A 21,009-nucleotide genomic window follows, 5' to 3' on the forward strand; every position below is an offset into this window, starting at 1 on the left:
TTTGCCTGCGTCGGAGGGAGCATGAGCGTCGAATCGCACTATGCCGTCGTCAACGGCCTCACCATGCACTATGTGAGCATGGGCGAGGGCCCGCCCGTCTTCCTGCTGCACGGTTTTCCGGATACCCACGAGATCTGGCGCAAGCAGATCCCGGCCCTGGCGGCGGCCGGCATGCGCGTCATCGCTCCCGACCTGCGCGGCTACGGCAAGACCGATGCACCGACCAGCACCGGTGCCTACGCCATCGAATTCCTGTGCGCCGACGTGATCGGCTTGATGGACGCGCTCGGCATCGAGAAGGCGGCCGTGGTCGGCCACGACTGGGGCGGCCTCGTCGGCTGGCAGCTGTGCATGGACGCGCCGCAGCGCGTCGAGCGCTTCGCCGCCTTGTCCACAGGTCATCCCGCCGCCATCGCCCACGCTGGCGCAGCCCAGCGGATGCGCTTCTGGTACATCCTGGGCTTCATGATGCCGGTGGTGGCCGAGCACGCGATCAAGGCCAGGGACTGGTACTTCCTGCGCCAGATGACCCGCAACAGGGAGCAGCAGGCTATCTGGCGCAAGGCGCTGGAGCCGGAAGGGCGCCTGACCGCGGCGCTCAACTACTACCGCGCCAACCTCAAGCTGGGTTCGCCGCGCCGCTGGCATCCGGTCGAGGTGCCGGTGATGGGCGTGTGGAGCGACCGCGATCCGGCGCTCGGCGAAAAGCAGATGCTGGATTCGGCCGAGCACTGCCAGGCCGGGTTCCGCTATGAGCGCCTGAGCGGGGCAGGGCACTGGATGCAGCTTTCGGCCACCGATCGCCTCAACGCCCTGCTGATCGATTTCCTTACCAGCGCGCCCTACAAGGCGGCGGCGTAGATCGCCCGCGCGTGCTCGCGCGTGACTTCGCGCGGGTTGTTGCCGAGCAGGCGGGTCTGGAGCATGGCGTCGTCGGCCAGGCGGTCGAGGTCGCTTTCCTCGATGCCGACCTGCCGCAACATCGTCTCGATCCCGGTCATCTTGGCGGTTTGTTGCGCCGCAACAATCAGCGCCCTCGCCCTCGCTTCGCTGCTGCCGCTCGCGTGCGGGACCACGATGCCGGCCAGTTCGGCATACGGCGCCTCGGCCTGCGGCAGGTTAAATTCGAGCACATGTGGCAGCACCAGGGAGTTGGACAGCCCATGCGGCACATGGAAGATGCCGCCGATGGGATAGGCCAGCGCGTGCACCGCTGCCACCGGGGCATTCGAGAAGGCCTGTCCGGCGAGACAGGCGCCAAGCAGCATCGCCTGCCGGACCTCGAGGTCCCGGCCGCGTTCGCAGGCCGGCAAGAGGTTGCGCGACAGCAGGCTCAAGGCTTCCCTGGCGAGCGCGTCGGACAGCGGGTTCTTCCTGTGCTTGCTCGTATAGGCTTCGATGGCGTGCACCATCGCGTCGATGCCGGTCGCGGCCGTCACTTTGGGCGGCAGGCCGAGGGTCAGGGTGGCGTCGAGGATGGCAAGGTCCGCGTAGAGCTGGGGTGCGACGACGCCCATCTTGGTGGTCGCGCCGGTGGTGACGATGGCGATGTTGGTCACCTCGGAACCGGTGCCGGCGGTGGTCGGCACCTGGACCAAGGGCAAGCGCCCGCCGACGACCTTGCCGATGCCGTAGATGTCGGCCAGGGCCTGCGCGCCGCCGGTCAGCACGGCGACGAGCTTGGCGACGTCCATCGAACTGCCGCCGCCAAAGCCGATGACGAGGTCGGCCTCATGGCGGCGCGCCGCCTCGACCGCGTCAAGCACGACCAGTTCTGGAGGATCGGCGACCACGTCCGACCAGACTGCCGGCTGCATGCCGCACGCCGCCATGTCCTGCCGTGCCGGTTCGATCAGGCCGGTGCGCAGGAAGCCGGGGTCGGTCACGATCAGCGGACGTCGCGCATGCGGGAAACGCTCGGCCAGCACCCTGCCGAGCTTCGAGGCAAGGCCGGCTTCGGACAGGATGCTGGCGACGGTCTGGAAGGCGAAGGCGGTCATGCTGGTCTCCTCATGGCGTGATTGGTCTAGCTTACCGCATTCAGTTTTCCGCCGACAGTGCGGGTTGCATCTGGGAAGTTAGCTTGCCGTACAATTCACGGTCTGCACTCATCCGAAAGTTCCCCATGATCGACTTTGTGTGGCTCGGTGGCGCTGCCTTTGCCGCCGGCCTGGTCGACGCCGTTGTCGGCGGCGGCGGCCTGATCCAGATTCCTGCCATGTTTTCGCTGCTGCCGAGGGAGGCGCCCGCCACCCTGCTGGGCACCAACAAGTTTGCCGCGATCTTCGGCACCGGGTCGGCGGCCCTCAATTACGCGCGCCGTGTGCGGGTGGCCTGGAGCACGGCGGCGCCGGCGGCGATCGCTGCCTTCGCCCTCTCCTTTGCCGGCGCATGGACCGTCACGCGTGTCCCTGCAGACTTTGTACGTACACTCTTGCCCTTCATCTTGGTTGCGGTTGCTGTCTACACTTTCAGGAAGAAGGACCTGGGTGCGGTGCACGCACCTGTGCACAGCGGCTTGGCGGAGCGGTACTGGGCGATCGGTATTGGCGCCGCCATCGGTTTCTATGATGGCTTCTTCGGTCCGGGCACCGGCAGTTTCCTGATCTTCCTCTTCGTTCGCTTCTTCGGGTTCGACTTCCTGAGTGCCTCGGCCGCCGCCAAGATCGTCAACGTGGCCTGCAATCTCTCCGCCCTGATGTGGTTCGGCTATAGCGGTCACATCCTGTGGCAGATCGGTTTGCTCATGGCTGGCTGCCAGATTGCCGGGTCGCTGGTGGGCACCAAGCTGGCGCTGAAGCACGGCAGCGGCTTCGTTCGCAAGCTCTTCCTGTTCGTCGTGAGCGCGCTGATCTTGAAGACGGCTTACGATGCCTTCACCAAGCTAGGCTGGTAGAAGTCTGTTCCACGTGAAACAAAACCGGGCCGACACCCCGGCTTTTTTATTGTTTCACGTGGAACCATGTCGGCATACAGCTGAGCACTGTTTCACGTGAAACAAAATTCGTCGTTTTCCGGATCCATCGAGAGTCTGCCGAGAAAAAAGAATCTATAATCGCGCATTAGCCTTCCTCGCATTACTCCCATCATGCTATTTCCTACCGAATTCGACGTCATCGTCGTCGGCGGCGGCCACGCCGGAACCGAGGCCGCGCTCGCGTCCGCACGCACCGGTCAAAAGACCCTGCTGCTCACGCACAACATCGAAACCCTGGGTGCGATGTCCTGCAACCCATCCATCGGCGGCATCGGGAAGGGCCACCTGGTCAAGGAAGTCGACGCCCTCGGCGGCGCCATGGCCATCGCCACCGATGAAGCCGGCATCCAGTTCCGCATCCTGAACTCGTCCAAGGGCCCGGCCGTGCGTGCCACCCGCGCCCAGGCCGACCGTGTCCTGTACAAGGCCGCCATCCGCTCGCGCCTCGAGAACCAGCCGAACCTGTGGCTGTTCCAGCAGGCCGTGGACGACCTGATGGTGGAGGGCGACCGCGTGGTCGGTGCCGTCACCCAGGTCGGCCTCAAGTTCCGCGCCCGCGCCGTGGTGTTGACTGCTGGCACCTTCCTGGACGGCAAGATCCACGTCGGCCTGCAGAACTACTCGGGCGGCCGCGCGGGCGATCCGCCGGCGGCCTCGCTGTCCGCGCGCCTGAAGGAACTCAAGCTGCCGCAGGGCCGCCTGAAGACCGGCACGCCGCCGCGCATCGACGGGCGCAGCATCGATTTCTCGGTGCTGTCCGAGCAGCCCGGCGACCTCGATCCGGTGCCGGTGTTCTCGTACATGGGCAACGCCGCCATGCACCCGCGCCAGGTGCCGTGCTGGGTCACCCACACCAACGAAAAGACCCACGACATCATCCGCTCCGGCCTGGACCGCAGCCCGATGTACACCGGCGTGATCGAAGGCGTCGGCCCACGCTATTGCCCCTCGATCGAGGACAAGATCCACCGCTTCGCCTCGAAAGAGTCGCACCAGATCTTCCTCGAGCCGGAAGGGCTCACCACCAACGAGTTCTATCCGAACGGGATCTCGACCAGCCTGCCGTTCGACGTGCAGCTGGAACTGGTGCGCTCGATGCGCGGCCTGGAAAACGCCTTCATCCTGCGCCCCGGCTACGCCATCGAATACGATTACTTCGACCCGCGCGGCCTCAAGGCCTCGCTGGAAACCAAGGCGATCAAGGGCCTGTTCTTCGCCGGCCAGATCAACGGCACCACCGGCTATGAAGAAGCCGCGGCCCAGGGCCTGCTGGCCGGCCTGAACGCCGCCCTGCAAACCCAAGGCAAGGACGCCTGGACGCCGAGCCGCTCGGAAGCCTACCTCGGCGTGCTGGTCGACGACCTCACTACCCAGGGCGTGGCCGAGCCTTACCGCATGTTCACCAGCCGCGCCGAGTACCGCCTCTCGCTGCGCGAGGACAATGCCGACATGCGCCTGACCGAGATCGGCCGCCAGCTCGGCGTGGTCGGCGACGCCCAGTGGGAAGCATTCGAGAAGAAGCGCGAATCGGTGGCGCGCGAGCTCGAACGCCTGCGCTCGACCTGGGTCAACCCCCGCATCCTCGCCGCGGCCGAATCCGAGCGCGTGGTGGGGCAGGCCATCGAGCGCGAATACAACCTGGCCGACCTGCTGCGCCGTCCGGGCGTCGAATACGACACCCTGATGAGCATGACCGGCAATGAAGGCCAGGCGCTGGCCGGCCCCGGCGTGGAAGACCCGGCGGTGAAGGAGCAGGTGGAAATCCAAATCAAGTACGCAGGCTACATCGACCGCCAGGCCCGCGAAGTGGAGCGCCACGAGCACTACGAGAACCTCAAGCTGCCGGAGAACCTGAACTACCTGGAGATCCAGGCGCTGTCGATCGAAGTCCGCCAGAAGCTGGACAAGCAGCGTCCGGAGACCCTGGGCCAGGCTTCGCGCATCTCGGGTGTGACCCCGGCGGCGATTTCGCTGCTGCTGGTGCACCTGAAAAAGCGCGGCGCCAAGGGCTTCACCAGCGTGCCGGCGGAGCAGGCCGAATGAGGGGGTTCGATCGCGCGCTCCTGAGCAAAGTGCTGGCGGACGGCATCATCGAGATGAAGCTCGACGTCAGCGAGGCCCAGCAGGGCCAGCTGATGGATTACCTGGCGCTGATGGCCAAGTGGAATTCGGTCTATAACCTGACCTCGCTGCGCGACCCGATGCAGATGGTGACCCACCACCTGCTCGATTCGCTCGCGGCCGTGCCGGCCTTCGCCGGCGCGCGCAAGGTGCTGGATGTGGGGGCAGGGGGCGGATTGCCGGGCATCGTGCTGGCGATCAGCCGGCCGGACATGAAAGTGTCCATGATCGACACCGTGCACAAGAAAACCGCCTTCCTCACGCAGGTGAAGGCGGAGCTCGGCCTGGCGAACGTCAGCGTGCACACGAAAAAGGTGCAGGACCTGGAGGTGAGCGACAAATTCGACGTGATCACCTCGCGCGCGTTCGCCGACCTGTCCGATTTCGTGGAGTGGTCCGGCCACCTGCTGGCCGAGGGCGGGCGCTTCATCGCCTTGAAAGGGGTGGCGCCGAGCGAGGAACGCGAGCGGCTGCCGGCAGACTGGAAAGTGACCGGTTTGCAGCCCCTGCAGGTGCCCAGGCTGGGAGCGGAGCGGCACCTGGTGTTCATCGAACGAAACCACTAAACGGTATAGCTCGAATAAACTGAATAAATAGTTTATACCGTTTAAACCGTATAAATAGTTTTATCGATTTGTACGATATGAACGGTATAGCGTCTTGTTGTCGGATCCACGGATAAGAATAGATGGCGAAGATATTTTGCGTTGCTAACCAAAAGGGTGGGGTCGGCAAGACCACCACCACCGTCAACCTGTCGGCCGGCCTCGCCAAGCTGAACCAGCGCGTGCTGCTGGTCGACCTCGACCCGCAGGGCAACGCCACCATGGGGGCGGGCATCAACAAGGCGGAACTCGACGCCTCGATCTACCAGGTGCTGCTGGGCGAGGCGGAAGTGGCGGCGGCGCGCCGGCGCTCGGAGTCCGGCCGCTTCGACGTGCTGCCCGCCAACCGCGAGCTGGCCGGCGCCGAAGTCGAGATGGTCTCGCTGGAGAACCGCGAGAAGCGCCTGAAGGACGCGCTGGCCAAGGTCGACGCCGACTACGACTTCATCCTGATCGACTGCCCGCCGGCGCTGTCCCTGCTCACGCTCAACGGCCTGTGCTCGGCGCACGGCGTGATCATCCCCATGCAGTGCGAGTACTACGCGCTCGAAGGCCTGTCCGACCTGGTCAACACGATCAAGAAGGTGCACGCCAACCTCAACACCGAGCTGCGCATCATCGGCCTGCTGCGCGTGATGTTCGATCCGCGCATGACGCTCTCGCAGCAGGTCTCGCTCCAGCTCGAGCAGCACTTCGGCGACAAGGTGTTCAAGACCATCATCCCGCGCAACGTGCGCCTGGCCGAGGCCCCGTCCTACGGCATTCCCGGCGTGGTGTTCGATCCCTCGTCCAAGGGCGCCCAGGCGTACATCGCCTTCGGCGCCGAGATGATCGACCGCATCAAGACAATGTAACTTCATAGAACCAGACCAAGATGGCAACCAAAAAACTGAAAGGACTCGGCCGCGGCCTCGACGCGCTGCTGGGCGGCGACAGCGCACCGGCGCCGGTCGCGAACAATCCCTCGGCCCTGCCGGTCGGCGAGATCCAGGCCGGCAAGTACCAGCCGCGCACCCGCATGGACGAAGGCTCGCTGAGCGAGCTGGCGACCTCGATCAAGACCCAGGGCGTGATGCAGCCGGTGCTGGTGCGTCCGCTGCCCGCCGGCTCGCCGGCGCGCTACGAGATCATCGCAGGCGAACGGCGCTTCCGCGCGGCCCAGATGGCCGGCCTGGAAGAGATCCCGGTGCTGGTGCGCGATGTCGACGACCAGGCCGCCGCGGCCATGGCCCTGATCGAGAACATCCAGCGCGAGGACCTCAACCCGCTGGAAGAGGCGCAAGGTATCCAGCGCCTGATCTCGGACTTCAACTTCACCCACGAGCAGGCCGCGGCCGCGGTCGGCCGTTCGCGCAGCGCCGTGTCGAACCTGTTGCGCCTGATCAACCTGGCCCAGCCGGTCCAGACCATGCTGATGGCCGGCGACATCGACATGGGCCATGCGCGCGCCCTGCTGGCGGTCGACAGCGCCAACCAGATCACCCTCGCCAACCACGTGGTCGCCAAGCGCCTGTCGGTGCGTGAGACCGAAAAGCTGGTCGCGCGCGCGCTCGAGGAACAGAACGCGCCGGCAACGCCCGCCCGCGCCAAGGAAAAGCCGGGCGACATCGTGCGCCTGGAAGAAGAGCTGTCCGACCACCTCGCCACCCCCGTCATGTTCAAGATGGGCGCGAAAGGGAAGGGGCAGCTCATCATCGACTTCGCCGACCTCGACATCCTCGACGGCGTGTTGGCCCGCCTGCGCGCCTGAGCCAGAAGGTCCTGCCAGCGTGTGGAAGCCCCGCTTTCCACGCGCTGGCAATCCGCGCTAAAGCGCTTCCTCAGAGTAATCCTGCCTTACAGAAAAACAACGTCCGCAGCGCGTCAGCCTGCCTCAACTCTTGTATAAAACCCCACAGATTGTTAACTCTGGCCGCGTCAGAGGTCGTTCAGTAAGTATCTGAAAAGATTGCAGAATTTGTCACGGATACGTCACATTTGCGGGGTCTTTACACGGCAGTTATAAGCGGAGAATCGTTTGACTCACGTCCGTATAACCACTTATAATCCCGCTGATTCATGTAATTACCACATCGTTAACCGTCCCAAATGCGCTGGCGCGAGACTTAGAAAAATATGCTGCGCATCGTTTCCCTGCAGTTGATCGCAACGGTAGTCGTCGGCCTCATCGCCGCACTGCTGGGGGGCCGGGCTGCGATGTTTTCGGCGGTACTGGGTGGTCTGTGTTGTGTCCTGCCCAACGGCATCATGGCCTTCCGCCTGTTTGCCGCGTCATCGAAGGCGGGAGGGGCGAACCCCTTCACGTTTTTCATCTGGGAATTTGTAAAGATTGCATTGACGCTGGCGCTGCTGGGCGCGACGGCGTGGCTGTACCGCGATCTGAACTGGCTGGCCCTGCTGGGCGGGTTCATCGTGGCACTGAAGAGTTACATCATCTTATTATTTAGGCATTGACATGGCGACTCCAACCGAAGGCGCAGCACACGCGCCCACCGCTTCAGAATACATCCGGCACCACCTCGGCCACCTGTCGAACCAGCACCAGAACGGTCCTGTGGATTTCTCCGTGATCCACTTCGACACCCTGTTCTGGTCGATCGCCATGGGCGTGATCGGCTGCCTGATCATGTGGCTGGCCGCGCGCCGCGCCACTTCGGGCGTGCCGGGCCGCTTCCAGGCCGCCGTCGAGATGCTGGTCGAGATGGTCGAAGACCAGTCGAAGTCCATCGTCCACGGCGACCGCAGCTTCATCGCTCCGCTGGCCCTGACCGTGTTCGTCTGGGTCGCCCTGATGAACTCCCTGGACTTCCTGCCGGTCGACCTGTTCTCCTATGCCTTCAGCCTGCTGGGCGTGGAACACATCTTCCCCTACCACCGCGTGGTCCCGACCGCCGACCTCAACGGCACCATCGGCATCTCGCTGGGCGTCCTGGTCCTGATGCTCTACTACGGCATCAAGGTCAAGGGCCTGGGCGGCTGGCTCCATGAACTGTTCGCAGCACCGTTCGGCATCGCCATGGCGCCGTTCAACCTGCTCCTGAACATCATCGAATATGCAGCAAAAATGGTGTCGCTCGGTATGCGACTGTTCGGCAACATGTTCGCCGGTGAGCTGCTGTTCCTCTTGATCGCGCTGCTGGGCTCGACCGCCACCATCTTCGGTTTCGTCGGCCACGTGATTGCGGGCTCCATCTGGGCGATCTTCCACATCCTGATCGTGTTCCTGCAGGCATTCATCTTCATGATGCTGACGCTGGTGTATCTCGGTCAGGCCCATGAAGGCCACTGATCGGCGCCGCAAGCATCGAACAGATAGTGGTTGTAACGAAGTTGTAGTTTTTATCTAGTTTTTAAATTAACTTTTTGGAGTAATCATGACTGACGTTTCTTTTGTTGCACTGGCTTGCGGTTTGATCATCGGCCTCGGCGCTATCGGCGCATGTATCGGTATCGCTCTGATGGGCGGTAAATACCTCGAAGCCTCGGCACGTCAGCCTGAACTGATGAACACCCTGCAGACCAAGATGTTCCTGCTGGCTGGTCTGATCGACGCGGCATTCCTGATCGGTGTTGGTATCGCAATGCTGTTCGCATTCGCCAACCCGTTCACCGGCTAAGACCTGACGGCTTGAAGTCTTGAAGGGCCGAACCAGTTCCTGGTTCGGCATCCGTGTTTCTGTAAGAGGGAAAATACCGTGAACCTTAACGCAACGATGTTTGCACAGCTCGTGGTCTTCCTCATCCTGGCGTTCTTCACGATGAAATTCGTGTGGCCGCCACTGATGAAAGCGCTCGACGAGCGCGCCGAGAGGATTGCGAATGGACTGGCCGCTGCCGACCGCGGCAAGGCTGACCTGGCTGCCGCTGAAAAGCGTGTGCAGACCGAACTGGCGAGCGCACGTGACGAAGTCCAGAAGCGTATCGCCGACGCCGAGAAGCGCGCCGCCGCGATCATCGACGAAGCCAAGCGCACCGCCAGCGAAGAAGCTGCCCGTATCGTCGCCAATGCCAAGGCAGAGGCCGAGCAGCAAGTGACCCGTGCCCGCGAAGAACTGCGCGGCCAGGTGGCGACGCTTGCCGTCCAGGGCGCCGAGCAGATCCTGAAGCGCGAAGTGAACGCAGCGGCCCACGCCGACCTGCTGTCGCAACTGTCGACCGAGCTCTGATCATGGCAGAACTCGCAACCGTCGCCCGCCCCTACGCCGAAGCGCTGTTCCGTGTCGCCCAACAAGGCGACATGGCCGCGTGGTCGGCCATCGCTTCGGAACTCGGCCAGATCGGCGCGAACCCCGAAGTGCAGGCCTTCGCCAGCAACCCGAACGTCACCCACGCACAGCTGGCGGACACGATTGCGTCCCTGGTCAAGTCGCCGCTGAACGCTGAAGCGAAGAACTTTATTGCGATGTTGGCCGAAAACGGCCGCATCAACCTGCTGCCCGAGATCAGCGCGCAGTTCGCCGCCCTGAAGAACGCGAACGAAGGCGCTGCCGACGCGACGATCTACAGCGCGTTCGAGATCTCGGCCGACCAGCTGGCGCAGCTGGTCCCCACGCTGGAAAAGAAATTTGGCCGCAAGCTGAACCCCACGGTCACCGTGGATCCTTCGCTGATCGGTGGTGTGCGCGTGGTCGTTGGCGACGAAGTGCTCGATACCTCGGTACGCGCCAAGCTGCAACAGATGCATGTTGCGCTGGTGTCGTAAGCGTCGAGCACCCGCCGACCTCACGCCCTTGCCCTACGCATCAAGAAACTATTATTGGAGTTAGCAAGCATGCAACTTAACCCATCTGAAATCAGCGAACTGATCAAGAGCCGGATCCAGGGCCTGGAGGCTTCCGCTGATGTTCGCAATCAAGGCACGGTGATCTCCGTCGCCGACGGTATCTGCCGCATCCATGGCCTGTCGGACGTGATGCAGGGCGAGATGCTGGAATTCCCCGGCAACACCTTCGGTCTGGCGATGAACCTCGAGCGCGACTCCGTCGGCGCCGTGATTCTGGGCGCCTACGAGCACATCTCGGAAGGCGACACCGTCAAGACCACCGGCCGCATCCTGGAAGTGCCGATCGGTCCGGAACTGCGTGGCCGCGTCGTCAACGCACTGGGCCAGCCGATCGACGGCAAGGGCCCGGTCAACGCCCAGCTGACCGCCCCGATCGAAAAGATCGCTCCGGGCGTCATCGCGCGTGAATCCGTGTCGCAGCCGATGCAGACCGGCATCAAGTCGATCGACGCGATGGTGCCGATCGGCCGTGGCCAGCGTGAGCTGATCATTGGCGACCGCCAGACCGGCAAGTCGGCCGTGGCTGTCGATGCGATCATCAACCAGAAGGGCCAGGGCGTCACCTGCGTGTACGTCGCGATCGGCCAGAAGGCATCGACCATCAAGAACATCGTGCGTTCGCTGGAACAGCACGGCGCGATGGAATACACCATCGTGGTCGCCGCTTCCGCCTCGGAATCGGCTGCAATGCAATACATCTCGGCCTACTCGGGCTGCGCGATGGGCGAATACTTCCGCGACCGCGGCGAAGACGCGCTGATCGTGTATGACGACCTGTCGAAGCAGGCTGTCGCCTACCGTCAGATCTCGCTGCTGCTGCGCCGTCCGCCGGGCCGCGAAGCCTACCCGGGCGACGTGTTCTACCTGCACAGCCGCCTGCTCGAGCGCGCAGCCCGCGTGAACGCCGATTACGTCGAGAAGTTCACCAACGGCGCCGTCACCGGCAAGACCGGTTCGCTGACCGCACTGCCGATCATCGAAACCCAGGCTGGCGACGTCTCGGCCTTCGTGCCGACCAACGTGATTTCGATTACCGACGGCCAGATCTTCCTGGAGACCTCGCTGTTCAACGCCGGTATCCGTCCTGCGATCAACGCCGGTATCTCGGTGTCGCGCGTCGGTGGCGCCGCCCAGACCAAGGTCATCAAGGGCCTGTCGGGCGGTATCCGTACCGACCTGGCGCAGTACCGTGAACTGGCCGCCTTCGCGCAGTTCGCATCGGACCTGGACGAATCGACCCGCAAGCAGCTGGACCGCGGCGCCCGCGTGACCGAGCTGCTGAAGCAGCCGCAGTTCTCGCCGCTGTCGACCTCGCTGATGGCCGCATCGCTGTTCGCCGTCAACAAGGGCTACCTGGACGACATCGAAGTCAAGAAAGTGCTGCCGTTCGAGCACGGCCTGCACAACTTCCTGAAGTCGAGCCACGCCGCCCTGCTGTCGAAGATCGACGAAACCAAGCAACTGGACAAGGACGGCGAAGCTGCGCTGGCCGCTGCCATTGCTGATTTCAAGAAATCCGGCGCATATTAATCGTCAAGCCGGCGCCGCTCGAGCAGCGGCGCCGGTGCGCGGAAGGAGTGAGGACTCATGGCAGTAGGCAAAGAGATTCGTGGCAAGATCAAGAGCGTAGAGAATACGAAGAAGATCACCAAGGCGATGGAAATGGTCGCCGCATCGAAAATGCGCAAGGCGCAGGATCGCATGCGCGCCGCCCGTCCCTATAGTGAAAAGGTTCGTGCGATCACCGCCAATCTTGCCGGCGCAAACCCGGAGTACACCCATCCGTTCATGGCGCATGCCAAGGACGTGAAGGCGAACGCCGTCGGTTTCATCGTCGTCACGACCGACAAGGGTCTGTGCGGCGGCATGAACACCAACGTGCTGCGCCAGGTGACCCTGAAGGCGCGCGAACAGGAGCAGGCCGGCAAGTCTGTCGAGGCGATCGCCATCGGCAACAAGGGCCTGAGCTTCCTGAACCGTATGGGCATGAAGCTGGTCTCGCAAGCGACCCAGCTCGGCGACACCCCGCACCTGGACAAGCTGATCGGCCCGGTCAAAGTGATGCTGGACGCGTACCAGGAAGGCAAGCTCGACGCTGTCTACCTGTGCTACACCAAGTTCATCAACACGATGAAGCAGGAACCGGTGGTCGAGCAGCTGCTGCCGCTGCCGGCGAAGCACATGGAAACGGAAGCAGGCGGACACAGCTGGGACTACATCTACGAACCGGAAGCGGCCGTCGTCATCGACGAACTGCTGGTGCGTTATGTGGAAGCGCTGGTGTACCAGGCCGTTGCCGAGAACCTGGCGTCCGAGCAGTCGGCGCGCATGGTGGCGATGAAGGCAGCGAGCGACAACGCCGGTAGTGTCATCAGCGACCTGAAGCTGGTCTACAACAAGACCCGCCAGGCAGCGATTACCAAAGAACTCTCCGAGATCGTGTCTGGGGCAGCCGCAGTTTAAAACGATTGGGGAAAGAGTTGAGCGAGCAAAGCGAGCGGTACTCTGTCCCCAACTAGTTATAACTGACTAAGCTAGTCACGATTTTAAGCAAAAGAATTTAACTATATCTGAAGGAACGAAAATGGCTGATGGCAAAATCGTTCAGTGTATCGGCGCCGTGGTTGACGTGGAATTCCCGCGTGACTCCATGCCGAAAGTGTACGACGCACTGAAAATGGAAGGTTCGGAACTGACCCTGGAAGTTCAGCAGCAGCTGGGCGACGGCGTGGTCCGTACCATTGCACTGGGCAGCTCGGAAGGCCTGCGTCGCGGCATGATCATCCAGAACACCGGCCACCCGATCATGGTTCCGGTCGGCACCCCGACCCTGGGCCGCATCATGGACGTGCTGGGCAACCCGATCGACGAATGCGGTCCGGTCAGCCACGAGCGCATGGCTTCGATCCACCGCGATGCGCCTGCCTACGACGAGCTGTCGCCGTCGACCGACCTGCTGGAAACCGGCATCAAGGTGATCGACCTGGTCTGCCCGTTCGCCAAAGGCGGTAAGGTCGGCCTGTTCGGCGGCGCCGGCGTCGGCAAGACCGTCAACATGATGGAACTGATCAACAACATCGCGAAGGCGCACTCGGGTCTGTCCGTGTTCGCCGGCGTGGGTGAGCGTACCCGTGAAGGTAACGACTTCTACCACGAGATGGCGGACGCCAAGGTCGTCGACCTGGAAAACCCGACCAACTCGAAGGTGGCGATGGTCTACGGCCAGATGAACGAACCGCCGGGCAACCGTCTGCGCGTCGCGCTGACCGGCCTGACCATGGCGGAAGCCTTCCGTGACGAAGGCAAGGACGTCCTGTTCTTCGTCGACAACATCTACCGTTACACCCTGGCCGGTACCGAAGTGTCGGCACTGCTGGGCCGTATGCCGTCGGCGGTGGGTTACCAGCCGACTCTGGCCGAAGAAATGGGCCGCCTGCAAGAGCGCATCACCTCGACCAAGACCGGTTCGATCACCTCGATCCAGGCCGTGTACGTCCCTGCGGACGACTTGACCGACCCGTCGCCGGCAACCACCTTCGCCCACCTGGACTCGACCGTCGTTCTGTCGCGTGACATCGCCTCGCTGGGTATCTACCCGGCAGTCGACCCGCTCGACTCGACCTCGCGCCAGCTGGACCCGCTGGTCGTCGGTGAAGAGCACTACAACACCGCGCGCGCCGTGCAGGGCACCCTGCAGCGCTACAAGGAACTGCGCGACATCATCGCGATTCTGGGCATGGACGAACTGGCGCCGGAAGACAAGCTGGTCGTGGCACGCGCCCGTAAGATGCAGCGTTTCCTGTCGCAGCCTTTCCACGTCGCTGAAGTGTTCACCGGCTCGCCGGGCAAGTACGTTTCGCTGAAGGACACGATCAAGGGCTTCAAGATGATCGCGTCGGGCGAACTGGACCACCTGCCGGAGCAGGCCTTCTACATGGTCGGCACCATCGAGGAAGCCATCGAGAAAGCCAAGAAACTGGCTGCCTAAGCTGGCTTCTTAACCTGAAGGACAGACATGGCAAACACTATTCACGTGGACGTGGTCTCGGCAGAGGAGCAGATCTTCTCCGGCGAGGCCGAATTCGTCGCGTTGCCGGGTGAAGCGGGTGAGCTGGGTATCTACCCGAAGCACACTCCGCTGATCACCCGCATCAGGCCGGGTGCTGTGCGTATTCAGGTTGCCGGCGGTGGCGAAGAGTTCGTCTTCGTCGCCGGCGGTATCCTCGAAGTGCAGCCGAACGCCGTGACCGTGCTGGCCGACACCGCGATCCGCGGTAGCGACCTGGACGAAGCCAAGGCGCAGGAAGCCAAGCGCAAGGCGGAAGAGCTGATGCTGAACAAGGAATCGCAGATCGACTACGCGAAAGCCCAGGCCGAAATGGCCGCGGCGATCGCGCAGCTGGCGGCGATCCAGAAGCTGCGTTCGAAAGGCCGTTGAGCTTCGCTGCTCGGCGACTCCAGCCGGTAGTTTAGTTAGCAATACCACGTCGTCCCCGGCCTCGGCGGCCCCCTTGGCGGGGATCCAAGTTTGCAAGCGTTTCGTTGACGCGAACAGAACTTGGGTCCCCGCCAAGGGGGCCGCCGAGGCCGGGGACGACGTTATTGTGCTCGGCGACTCCTGCCGCTAGTTTAGTTAGCAATACCACGTTGTCCCCGGCCTCGGCGGCCCCCTTTGCGGGGATCCAAGTACAGCAAGTGTTATCGCGATGCTTGCAAACTTGGGTCCCCGCCTCCGCGGGGACGACGTTTTCACTTTTGCGGCCGAAAACGGTTTGTTGCGCGGCCGGCGTCAGGATTCGCGTGGCCGGGCTTTGTTTCGAGGGGGACGCTGCAGTTGCTCATACCGCCAGGGCGTTTATCGGCAGCATTGTGGCCAGGCGCACTGTGGCTTGTCCGGGTTTCAGCTACCATGGCTCTTCAAGCATCCCCTGCGAGTCGACCATGAGCACCCCTCCCGCACCTGGCGAAGAAAACCACGCAAGCAAGGAAGCATCGTTCGGCCAAACCCTGTACCGCTTCCTGTTTTTCGACTGGTTGTTCCGCGACGTGAACGCCGCGCGCGACCTGTTCGAGCGCCATGCGGCGCGCCAGCACAACCAGCGCATGAGCCGCTACCTGCCGGTCTACCTGCGCCGCTGGTCCTTCCTGGCGGCTTTCGACTTCACCCTGGGATTGCTGTTCGAGCGCGTGCTGCAGGCGACCCTGATGTCGGCCTGGTTCTTCACCTGGTCCTGCGTCACCCTGACGGGCATGGTGGTGATCACCGTGGTCTGGCTCTTCCTGTCCTCGGCAAGGCTGTCCTAGGGCCTCAGGCGCGGGCAGGCTCGCGTCGGCGCCGCCACAGCAGGGCGCCCAGGCCGGCGAGCGCCATGGCGCCCATGCCGGGCTCGGGCACCGGGCTGGTGACCTGCACCGAGCTCGCGATCGCGTTGGCATCCATCTGCCATGAGCCTGGCGCATCCGGGTTGCCCGGATAGGTCTGGATACGCAAATACCCCGGCACTCCGCCGCCTGCGCCGGCATCGCGCGGCGCCAGCGGCGATTCCGTGAGACCGCCGGGGAAGGCATGCGACAGGCTGACCGAGACGTCGTAGCCGCCGTAGGAGAAGTCGACTTCGTGGAGGTAGCCGTACTGCCCGGTCTGCAGATAGCCGGCATCGCCTTGCCAGGGAGCGGTGGCGTATTCGAAGGTCTTATCGCCGATGGTGAGCGTCACCGCGACCGGGATGCCGTAACCGCTGACGCGCTGGCCGCTGTCGAAAATCGTATCGACCTCGCTGTCCCAGCTCGAGCGGATGACCAGCTCGTAGGGTAGCTGGCCGGCGCTCGCGTCGAAGCCGAAGTCCAGGTGCTCGAGCACCAGCCAGTCGGTATCCATCATGCCGCTCGCGCGCGACACGATCTCGGTGGGCGCGGCGAACGCCGCGAGAGGAAGGGCCAAGAGACCTGCACACAACTGCCTTGCGAGCGACGCCATGATGTTCTCCCGGTTACTCTCCCGATTGCCAGCCACGGCAGTATAGGCAGCTGTCGCGTCAGCGCGGCGCACGAATGGAGCGGCCCCCTGGGCAGGTAATGGAAGCAGTAAGCGCTAACTCAGCAGTATCCGCCCGACCGCCGGGGATCAGTCGCGCGCCTGCTCCGCGGCCAGCTTCAGCGCCACCTTGTGCCGGAAATAGTCTTCCTTCACATACCGGTACAGGTTCGCGCCAGGGCACACCGTCTTGTCCGAGTGGTCGCGGTGGCTGCGAATATCGTCCAGCGACACCCCGTACTTCCTGGCCAGCATCGCCATGACATTGACTACCGCATCGAGCTGCTGCTGGTTGGGCTCGACCTCCTCGAAATTACCCACCACCTCGATCAGCGCGTGCCCGGCCGGGTCGTATTCGGTATTGGTATCCCCGGCGAACTCGATCGGGCGCGCCGCGTACACCTTGCCCTCGAGGTCGATCACGTAGTGATAGGGGATGTCGAGCCAGCCCTTGGTGGTGCGCGACCAGGTCTGCAGGCGGCGCAGGTAAGCCTGGGGATCGGTGCCGGGCCGGAAGGGCTCGCCCTGGTGGTGCAGGGTGATGTGGGTGATCGCATGACGCCGCGCCTTGGCGGCATCCGCCGGGGTGCCGCCCCAGGCGGCCACCGGCACGATGGCGTTCTCGACCTCGCGCAGGGACGGGTCGGCGCGGACGGCGGAAGTGGCGAGGAGGGCGGCGGCGAGGAAACAGGACAGGGCGGGCAGGCGCATGGCGGACTCGAAAACGGACGAGCCCGCATCTTTTCACGATTCGGTCCGGCGCGCCAGCATGCGCACCCGGATGATGTGAACCTGATAAGCTAGCGCCAACAATAGAACACTACACCATCGACCATGAGAAGCATCGCCCAGATTCTCCACGAGAGCAAAATCATCGCCATCGTCGGCATGTCCAACAAGCCTGACCGGGCCAGCAACGAAGTCGGCGCCTACCTCAAGCAGGCCGGATACCAGATCATCCCCATCAACCCGAGCTATGCCGGCCAGACCATCCACGACGAGACCGTCTACGCCAGCCTGCAGGAAGCCGCCGACGCCCTGGCCTCGAGCGGCCAGCGAATCGACATCGTCGACTGCTTCCGCAAGTCCGAAGACATCCCGCCGGTCGCGCGCGAAGCCATCGCCGTGCGGGCCGGCTGCCTGTGGATGCAGCTCGACATCGAGAACCAGGCCGCGGCCGACCTGGCGCGCGCCGCCGGCCTCGACGTGGTCATGAACCGCTGCATCAAGATCGAACACCGCAGCCTGCAAGACTGAGCCATTCCAGGGCGGAAGGCTTGCGCTACAATCATGCGCACCTCTCTTCGTGGAACACGCTCATGACCAAGCTCTTCGCTCTCGCCATCGCGACGGCCGCCGCCGTCCTCACCCAGCCGGCCATGGCCCAGGCCCAGACCGGCGCCAGCGCCGCGCCGGCCGCCATGCGCCCGGTCGGCTGCCCGGCCGTCCTCAAGCACAACTTCAAGCGCCTGCAGGACGAGGCCCCCCAGGACCTGTGCCAGTACGCCGGCAAGGTGGTGCTGGTGGTGAACACCGCCAGCTACTGTGGCTTCACCAAGCAGTACGAGGGCCTGGAGCGGATCTTCGCGAAGTACAACGGCCGCGGCTTCGTGGTGCTGGGCTTCCCGTCCAACGACTTCGGCCAGCAGGAACCGGGCAACGCCAAGGAAATCGCCGACCTGTGCTTCAACACCTATGGCGTGAAGTTCCCGATGTTCGCCAAGAGCTCGGTCAAGGGCGAGGCCGCCAATCCGCTGCACGCCAGCCTGGCGAAGATCACCGGCCAGGAACCGAAATGGAACTTCACCAAGTACCTGATCGGCCGCGACGGCAAGGTGATCGGCCATTTCCCGAGCAAGGTCACGCCTGAAGACAGTCAGCTGGTTGGCAAAATCGAACAGGCCCTCGCGATGTAATTTTTATGACCACACTATCAGTGTGGTTATTTTGATCTGCATCAACGTTTTTTTTGCGTCGCATCAATAAGCTTACCCATGTCGAAGATGACATGTAGAAAGGTAAGAAGAAATGAAAGCGATGACGAAAAACCTGTTGCTGCTCTTGAGCGCCGCGGCCTGCGTGGCCCCTTTCCAGGCCCTGGCCCAGGAAAGCCCCTGGCTGCTGCGAGGCCGCGCCGTCCACATCGATCCCGTGAACCATGCGAGCCCGATCGGCGGCGCCGGCAACGCCGACCGCATCGAGGTCAGCAGCAAGACCATCCCCGAAGTCGATATCAGCTACTTCATCACGCCCCACATCGCGGCCGAGCTGGTGCTGACCTATCCACAGAAGCACAGCGTCAGGCTTGATGGCCAGCGCATCGGCTCCTTCCGCCACCTGCCGCCGACCCTGAGCCTGCAATACCACTTCCAGCCCGGCGCCGCCTTCAACCCCTACGTCGGCCTGGGCCTCAACTACACCCGCATCTCGAAGGTCAGGCTGCTGGAAGGCTTGTGCGAGCTCGAGAACGACAGCTGGGGCGCCTCGGTGGGCGCGGGTGTCGACTATCGCCTGAACGAGCGCTGGTCGCTCAATGTGGACGTGAAGAAGCTGCAGATCCGCAGTGACGTGTTCGTCGGCGGGGCCAAGATCAGCAAGCTGAAAGTCGATCCGGTCCTGTTCGGAGTCGGTGTCGGCTACCGCTTCTAAGACGCATCGAGCGCCAGCACGGCGCGCAGCGGGCCGCGCAGGGCGTTGCACACCACGATGTCCTCGGCCTGGGCCAGCATCTCGCGCGTGATCACGCGCTCGCTCGCATGCCAGGCGGGCGCGTCCAGCATCACGCGCCGCATTACGCCCGGCAGCACGCCGGACGAAAGCGGCGGCGTGAACCACAGCATGCCGAAGCGCAGGAACACGTTGCTGCGCCCGCCCTCGGTCAGTTCTCCCCGTTCGTTGAAGAACAGCGCGTCGAAGGCGCCATGCGCCTCGGCCGCCTTCCAGGCCGCGTCGTAGCGGCTGCGGATGCTGGTCTTGTGGCGCAGGAAGAGGTCGTGCGAACTGGTCGGCTCGGGCGCCAGCACCACCGTCACCGGTTCGCGCAGTTCGGCCAGCGGGCCGGAGCGCAGTTGCAGCCCGTGCGCATGCGAAGCGGCCATGCGCAGGCGGAACAGCTGCCCGGGTGGCAGGGACAGGCAGGCGTCGAGCAGCATGCGGCGCGCCTCTTCGCGCTCAAAGGGCAGGCCGAAGTAGGCGCAGGAGGCTTCGATGCGGTCCAGGTGCTGGTCGAGATGGCGCGGGCCGTCGTCCCAGGAGGCGCGCAGGGTCTCGAAGACCTCGAACTCGTTGCGCAAGCCGGTCAGGAAGCGCGCCTTGAGCCGGCATTCGGCGAATTCGGCCGCGGCGTCGCTGTCGTAGACGATGCCCGCGCCCACGCCCAGCTCCCCGCGCCGCACGCCGTTCGCCGGCGCCTCGAGCGCCAGGGTGCGGATCGGCACCGACAGGCAGAAGTCGCCGAAGCCCTGGTGCGCGCCGGGCGCGGGCGGATCGAACCAGCCGATCGCGCCGGTGTAGATGCCGCGCGCGTCCGGTTCCAGCTCGTGGATGATCTCCATCGTGCGGCGCTTGGGCGCGCCGGTGATCGAGCCGCAGGGGTAGAGGGCGGCGAAGATCTGTTCGAGCGTCGCGTCCGGGCGCAGTTCGGCCTGCACGGTGGAGGTCATCTGCAGCACGGCGCCGTAGCGCGTCACCTCGAACAAGGCCGGCACCCGCACGCTACCGGTGCGCGCCACGCGCCCCAGGTCGTTGCGCAGCAGGTCGACGATCATCAGGTTCTCGGCGCGGTTCTTGCTGTCCTCGGACAGGGCCCGGGCCTGCTGCGCGTCGATGGCGTCGTCGCCGCTGGCGGGCGCGGTGCCCTTCATCGGGCGCGCCAGCAGCTTGCCGCCCTCGTGGCGCACGAACAGCTCGGGCGAGAAGGACAGCAGCGCCCCGCCGTCCGGCAGCGCCACCAGGGCGCCGTAGGGCACCGGCTGGCGCGCGCGCAGGCGCGAGTAAAGCTGCACCAGCGGGCCGAAGGCCTCGAAGCGCAGGCGGTAGGTGTAGTTGACCTGGTAGGTGTCGCCGGCGGCGATGTAGTCGCGGATGCGACCGATGGCCTCGGTGAAGGCGGCTTCGTCGACGTTGGGCGCGATGTTCGCAACCCCGGCCACCCCGGCGGCTTCCTGCGCCCCGCTGCGGCTGGCCAGCCAGGCCGCGACCTGGGCGGCGGTCATGCGCTCGCATTCGGCGAACAGCAGCACCTGGGCCAGCGGGCCGGCCAGCGGCCGCGCCGGCAGGCCCTGCAGGTGGGCGCCCAGCTCGTAGCTCAGGAGGGGCACCGCGTACAGGCCGCGCCCCAGCGCCGCCTGCAGGTCGGCCAGCAGTTGCGGCCACCCGGCGGCATCCATGCAGCGCAGGGTGCCGGCGTGGCCGCGGTACAGTCGCGAGCCCGCCTCGCTGGCGGCGCCGGCGTCGTCCAGCAGCGCGAAGACTTCCGGGGCGTCCATCG

At 64.2% G+C, this 21,009-nt stretch carries 23 protein-coding genes; 19 read left to right on the forward strand and 4 right to left on the reverse strand.

The window, feature by feature from the left end:
* The first annotated feature begins 21 nt into the window (after positions 1-21).
* On the forward strand, positions 22-861 hold the full coding sequence (locus tag B0920_RS23790) for an alpha/beta fold hydrolase (RefSeq protein WP_078035174.1): 840 nt from the start codon (positions 22-24) through the stop codon (positions 859-861).
* Here B0920_RS23790 and B0920_RS23795 read toward each other — a convergent pair.
* Positions 843-2,000, reverse strand: a complete 1,158-nt coding sequence (locus B0920_RS23795) for an iron-containing alcohol dehydrogenase (protein ID WP_078035175.1) — start codon at positions 1,998-2,000, stop codon at positions 843-845. The two genes, B0920_RS23790 and B0920_RS23795, sit on opposite strands and share 19 nt — an antisense overlap.
* Positions 2,001-2,125: 125 nt before the next feature.
* Between B0920_RS23795 and B0920_RS23800 the strand changes: the two genes are divergently transcribed.
* The 15 genes from B0920_RS23800 to B0920_RS23870 all read left to right on the forward strand — a co-directional run bounded on the left by B0920_RS23800 (position 2,126) and on the right by B0920_RS23870 (position 15,790).
* A complete protein-coding gene (locus tag B0920_RS23800) occupies positions 2,126-2,896 on the forward strand; it encodes a TSUP family transporter (RefSeq protein WP_078035176.1) in 771 nt (256 codons plus the stop codon).
* Between the two features lie 192 nt (positions 2,897-3,088).
* The gene (mnmG, locus tag B0920_RS23805) at positions 3,089-5,020 is read left to right on the forward strand and encodes a tRNA uridine-5-carboxymethylaminomethyl(34) synthesis enzyme MnmG (RefSeq protein ID WP_078035177.1); all 1,932 of its coding nucleotides are present in this window, start codon (positions 3,089-3,091) and stop codon (positions 5,018-5,020) included.
* Positions 5,017-5,664 carry a 16S rRNA (guanine(527)-N(7))-methyltransferase RsmG gene (rsmG, locus tag B0920_RS23810; RefSeq protein WP_078035178.1) on the forward strand — a complete coding sequence of 216 codons (648 nt, stop codon included), beginning with the start codon at positions 5,017-5,019 and terminating at the stop codon, positions 5,662-5,664. Before mnmG ends, rsmG begins: the two co-directional genes overlap by 4 nt.
* Before the next feature lie 122 nt (positions 5,665-5,786).
* Complete coding sequence (locus B0920_RS23815) at positions 5,787-6,557, forward strand: ParA family protein (protein WP_078035179.1); 771 nt, start codon at positions 5,787-5,789, stop codon at positions 6,555-6,557.
* Between the two features lie 20 nt (positions 6,558-6,577).
* Complete coding sequence (locus B0920_RS23820; protein WP_078035180.1) at positions 6,578-7,453, forward strand: ParB/RepB/Spo0J family partition protein; 876 nt, start codon at positions 6,578-6,580, stop codon at positions 7,451-7,453.
* A 365-nt stretch (positions 7,454-7,818) separates the two neighbouring features.
* Entirely contained in the window at positions 7,819-8,157 is a 339-nt protein-coding gene (locus tag B0920_RS23825; RefSeq protein WP_078035181.1) for an ATP synthase subunit I, read from the forward strand.
* Position 8,158: 1 nt separating this feature from the next.
* Positions 8,159-8,992, forward strand: a complete 834-nt coding sequence (gene atpB, locus B0920_RS23830) for a F0F1 ATP synthase subunit A (RefSeq protein ID WP_078035182.1) — start codon at positions 8,159-8,161, stop codon at positions 8,990-8,992.
* Positions 8,993-9,077: 85 nt separating this feature from the next.
* Positions 9,078-9,320 carry a F0F1 ATP synthase subunit C gene (gene atpE / locus B0920_RS23835; RefSeq protein WP_078035183.1) on the forward strand — a complete coding sequence of 81 codons (243 nt, stop codon included), beginning with the start codon at positions 9,078-9,080 and terminating at the stop codon, positions 9,318-9,320.
* Positions 9,321-9,398: 78 nt separating this feature from the next.
* On the forward strand, positions 9,399-9,869 hold the full coding sequence (locus B0920_RS23840; protein WP_078035184.1) for a F0F1 ATP synthase subunit B: 471 nt from the start codon (positions 9,399-9,401) through the stop codon (positions 9,867-9,869).
* Positions 9,870-9,871: 2 nt separating this feature from the next.
* Positions 9,872-10,405: a F0F1 ATP synthase subunit delta gene (locus B0920_RS23845; protein ID WP_078035185.1), complete on the forward strand. Its 534-nt coding sequence runs from the start codon at positions 9,872-9,874 to the stop codon at positions 10,403-10,405.
* A gap of 69 nt (positions 10,406-10,474) precedes the next feature.
* Complete coding sequence (atpA, locus tag B0920_RS23850; RefSeq protein ID WP_078035186.1) at positions 10,475-12,016, forward strand: F0F1 ATP synthase subunit alpha; 1,542 nt, start codon at positions 10,475-10,477, stop codon at positions 12,014-12,016.
* Positions 12,017-12,073: 57 nt separating this feature from the next.
* Positions 12,074-12,949, forward strand: coding sequence for a F0F1 ATP synthase subunit gamma (atpG, locus tag B0920_RS23855; RefSeq protein ID WP_078035187.1), 876 nt, complete (start codon positions 12,074-12,076; stop codon positions 12,947-12,949).
* A gap of 121 nt (positions 12,950-13,070) precedes the next feature.
* The gene (gene atpD / locus B0920_RS23860) at positions 13,071-14,474 is read left to right on the forward strand and encodes a F0F1 ATP synthase subunit beta (RefSeq protein WP_078035188.1); all 1,404 of its coding nucleotides are present in this window, start codon (positions 13,071-13,073) and stop codon (positions 14,472-14,474) included.
* A 27-nt stretch (positions 14,475-14,501) separates the two neighbouring features.
* Positions 14,502-14,924, forward strand: coding sequence for a F0F1 ATP synthase subunit epsilon (locus B0920_RS23865; protein ID WP_078035189.1), 423 nt, complete (start codon positions 14,502-14,504; stop codon positions 14,922-14,924).
* A gap of 503 nt (positions 14,925-15,427) precedes the next feature.
* Positions 15,428-15,790, forward strand: a complete 363-nt coding sequence (locus tag B0920_RS23870) for a hypothetical protein (RefSeq protein ID WP_078035190.1) — start codon at positions 15,428-15,430, stop codon at positions 15,788-15,790.
* A 4-nt stretch (positions 15,791-15,794) separates the two neighbouring features.
* Here B0920_RS23870 and B0920_RS23875 read toward each other — a convergent pair whose 3' ends face one another.
* Positions 15,795-16,427 carry a PEP-CTERM sorting domain-containing protein gene (locus B0920_RS23875; RefSeq protein WP_078035191.1) on the reverse strand — a complete coding sequence of 211 codons (633 nt, stop codon included), beginning with the start codon at positions 16,425-16,427 and terminating at the stop codon, positions 15,795-15,797.
* Positions 16,428-16,610: 183 nt separating this feature from the next.
* A complete protein-coding gene (locus tag B0920_RS23880; protein ID WP_078035192.1) occupies positions 16,611-17,231 on the reverse strand; it encodes a peptidoglycan recognition family protein in 621 nt (206 codons plus the stop codon).
* A 123-nt stretch (positions 17,232-17,354) separates the two neighbouring features.
* Between B0920_RS23880 and B0920_RS23885 the strand changes: the two genes are divergently transcribed.
* From B0920_RS23885 to B0920_RS23895, 3 genes are all read left to right on the forward strand, one after another.
* Positions 17,355-17,777 carry a CoA-binding protein gene (locus B0920_RS23885; protein WP_078035193.1) on the forward strand — a complete coding sequence of 141 codons (423 nt, stop codon included), beginning with the start codon at positions 17,355-17,357 and terminating at the stop codon, positions 17,775-17,777.
* Between the two features lie 62 nt (positions 17,778-17,839).
* Positions 17,840-18,436, forward strand: coding sequence for a glutathione peroxidase (locus tag B0920_RS23890; protein ID WP_078035194.1), 597 nt, complete (start codon positions 17,840-17,842; stop codon positions 18,434-18,436).
* A gap of 121 nt (positions 18,437-18,557) precedes the next feature.
* Positions 18,558-19,169, forward strand: coding sequence for an OmpW family protein (locus B0920_RS23895; RefSeq protein WP_078035195.1), 612 nt, complete (start codon positions 18,558-18,560; stop codon positions 19,167-19,169).
* On the opposite strand, the gene pabB is transcribed toward B0920_RS23895, so the two are convergent.
* Positions 19,166-21,007, reverse strand: coding sequence for an aminodeoxychorismate synthase component I (gene pabB / locus B0920_RS23900; RefSeq protein WP_078035196.1), 1,842 nt, complete (start codon positions 21,005-21,007; stop codon positions 19,166-19,168). The two genes, B0920_RS23895 and pabB, sit on opposite strands and share 4 nt — an antisense overlap.
* Positions 21,008-21,009: the final 2 nt, after the last annotated feature.

It is taken from the genome of Massilia sp. KIM (assembly GCF_002007115.1).
Lineage (GTDB): Bacteria > Pseudomonadota > Gammaproteobacteria > Burkholderiales > Burkholderiaceae_D > Telluria.